3 protein-coding genes are annotated in these 2,660 nt (G+C 72.6%); 2 read left to right on the top strand and 1 reads right to left on the bottom strand.

Annotation, left to right across the window (positions count from 1 at the left end; all coding sequences use genetic code 11):
• On the bottom strand, positions 1-668 hold a 668-nt coding region (locus WA805_RS31725), incomplete at its 3' end, for a DUF3866 family protein (protein ID WP_425244187.1).
• Positions 669-701: 33 nt separating this feature from the next.
• Here WA805_RS31725 and WA805_RS31720 point away from each other — a divergent pair.
• Together WA805_RS31720 and WA805_RS31715 are read left to right on the top strand one after the other, a co-directional pair.
• The gene (locus WA805_RS31720) at positions 702-1,667 is read left to right on the top strand and encodes a helix-turn-helix transcriptional regulator (RefSeq protein ID WP_422277978.1); all 966 of its coding nucleotides are present in this window, start codon (positions 702-704) and stop codon (positions 1,665-1,667) included.
• Between the two features lie 17 nt (positions 1,668-1,684).
• Positions 1,685-2,632 carry a helix-turn-helix transcriptional regulator gene (locus WA805_RS31715; RefSeq protein ID WP_425244188.1) on the top strand — a complete coding sequence of 316 codons (948 nt, stop codon included), beginning with the start codon at positions 1,685-1,687 and terminating at the stop codon, positions 2,630-2,632.
• Positions 2,633-2,660 lie beyond the last annotated feature (28 nt).

The following is a 2,660-nucleotide window of genomic DNA, read 5'->3' as shown; positions in this document are numbered from 1 at the left end:
CCGGTGCCGAGATTGCCCGGCCCCTGCGCGACCACCGCCACGTCGGCCCCGGCCACGTGCCGCGCGGCGAGCAGCCCGCTGTGCACGGTCACCGCCTCCAGGTCGCCGCCGAACGACTGCCCCGTCGTCACCGTCGCCGCCAGCCAGCCCGCGTCGCGCAGTCCCGCGACCGTCCGGGAGAACCACGCGGGCAGTGCCCCGCCGTCCTGCATGACGTACACCGCCCGGCACGACGGCCGCGCCGCGAAGAGGCCGGCCAGCACCGCGGGCAGCGCCGAGTGCAGATCCGCGACCACCACCGGCATCCCGTCGACGGATGCGGCGTCCCGCAGCAGCTCGTGGTGCGGCGACCCCTGCTCCTCGACGCTCGACACCATGACCTGCAGGGGCGTATACCGAGATTTCACGATATGCCCGGTATCGGGATGATCCGAATCGACAGGCAGCCGGCCGGGGATGGCGACCACGAACGCGTAGCCGCCGGTGCCGAGGCCGCGCTGGAGGGCGCCCACGTTGAGCAGCACCTGGTCGCCGACACGCGGCGCGCCCGTCAGGGCCGGGTACGCGAGCGCGCGAACCTCCGCCCCGTCCACGGATACCATGATCTCGGCTGCTCCTTGCCATTCGCGCCGCAATGCCGTCACGGTCCCGCTTCGCCATCGGATCACGACGGCAGACTAGAACACATCAGGGAGGACGCGATGTCGAAGCGCAGGACCGAGCGCCTGCTGTCCGTCGTCGTCCTGCTGCTGTCCTCTCGCCGGTACCTGACCGCAGAGGAGATCCGCGCCGCGGTGCGCGGCTACCCCGACGAGCACGAGGCCTTCAAGCGGATGTTCGAGCGCGACAAGGAAGAGCTCAGGGAGCTGGGCATCCCGCTGGAGACCGGCGTGAACAACGCGCTCGACGAGGAGCCCGGCTACCGCATCAAGAAGCAGGACTACGAGCTCCCCGAGATCAGGCTCGAAGCCGACGAGGCGGCGGTGCTCGGCATCGCCTCCCGGGTCTGGCAGAGCGCCGCGCTGGCGGGCGCCGCCGCAGGCGCCCTGCTCAAGCTCAAGGCCGCGGCCCCGCCAGGCTCCGACCAGGACGACGACAAGCAGAGCCTCGGCATCGAGCCCCGGCTGAGCACCCAGGAGCCCGCGTTCGGCCCGCTCTGGGAGGCCGTCAGGGACCACCGCCCGGTGACGTTCGACCACATCGCCGGCGGCCGCTCCACCGCGACCAAGCGGGAGCTCGAGCCCTGGGGCGTGGTCAACAGGAGGGGCCGCTGGTACGTGGCCGGCCACGACCGCACGCGGAACGCCCCGCGGGTCTTCCGGCTCAGCCGCATCACGGGCCCGGTAAAGATGGCCGGCCCGGCGGGCAGCGTCACCGTCCCGCCGGATGCGGACGTCCGCGAGCTGGTGAAGAGCTGGGACGTCTCGCCGGCCCGCGACCTCACCGCGGTGCTCAAAGTCCGCGCGGGCGCCGGTTTCGGACTGCGCCGCTGGGCGAGCGAGGTCGCTCCGGACGAAGCACAAGGCTGGGACCGGGTCACGGTGAGCTTCGCCGACGTGCCCTGGTACGCGGACCACCTCGCCTCGTTCGGCCCCGACGTCGTGGTGCTCGAGCCGCCGGACCTGCGCGAGGCGGTCATCCGCCGGCTCAAGGGGATCCTGGCGTGAGCACGAGCCAGCCCCGCATGGTGACCTCCGCCGAGCGGCTGCGCCGCCTGCTCGCGCTGGTCCCGTACGTGGTCAGCAGGAAGGTCGTGAGCCTATCGGAGGCGGCCGCGGCGTTCGGCATGACCGAACGCGAGCTGATCGACGACCTGAACCTCGCCTGGTGTGTGGAGCTGAAGGCGCCGGAGCCGTACTGCCCGATCGACCTGTCCTACGAGGGCGGCGAGATCACGGTCAGCCAGGCCGAGTCGATCGCTCGCCCGCTGCGGCTGGCGGCCGACGAGGCGAGCGCGCTGCTCGTTGCGCTGCGGATGCTGGCTGAGGTCCCCGCCGACGGTTCCGCGGTCGGCCGGCTGATCGCCAAGATCGAGGGTGCGGCCGGCGCGAGCGCCGCGGCGAGCTCCCAGGTGATGATCCAAGTCGATAGTCAGAACGTACGCGGCCTGGCCGCGAAGATCAGCACTGCTCTGGGCGCGGGCAGGCGCCTGCACCTGCGCCACTACGTGCCTGGCCGTGCCGCGCCGACCGAGCGCGACGTGGACCCGATGCGGCTCCTGGTGGTGGAGGGCCGCACGTACCTGGAAGGCTGGTGCCGGCTGGCCGAAGGGGTGCGGCTGTTCCGGCTCGACCGGATACTCGACCTGGACGTGCTTGACGTGCCAGCCGAGGTGCCCGCCGAAGCCGAGCAGAAGGACGTGGACGCCGGGCTGTTCCGCCCGTCGGAGTCCGACGAGCGGGTGGAGCTTGAGCTGGCCGCCGACGCGCGCTGGGTGGCCGAGTACTACCCGTGCGAGTCGGTTACCGAGGCTGGCGAGGGACGCCTGCGCGCCGTGCTGCGCACCCCGGACACCAGCTGGGTGCGCCGCCTCGCGCTGCGCCTGGGGGAGGACGCCCGGGTGCTTGCCCCCGCCGCGCTGGCCGACGAGGTCCGCGCCGCCGCGGCCGAGGCCCTCGCCCTCTACACCTAAACACCTGCCTGCCGGCCTGGCCTTACGG

It is taken from the genome of Trebonia sp., assembly GCF_049794275.1.
Classification (GTDB): domain Bacteria; phylum Actinomycetota; class Actinomycetes; order Streptosporangiales; family Streptosporangiaceae; genus Trebonia.
This window is presented reverse-complemented; position numbering and strand designations above follow the sequence as displayed.

Bases quoted from the DNA above. Each gene is read 5' to 3' on its own strand.
- WA805_RS31720 (WP_422277978.1), top strand. From the start codon at position 702: ATGTCGAAGCGCAGGACCGAGCGCCTGCTGTCCGTCGTCGTCCTGCTG.
- WA805_RS31715 (WP_425244188.1), top strand. From the start codon at position 1,685: ATGGTGACCTCCGCCGAGCGGCTGCGCCGCCTGCTCGCGCTGGTCCCG.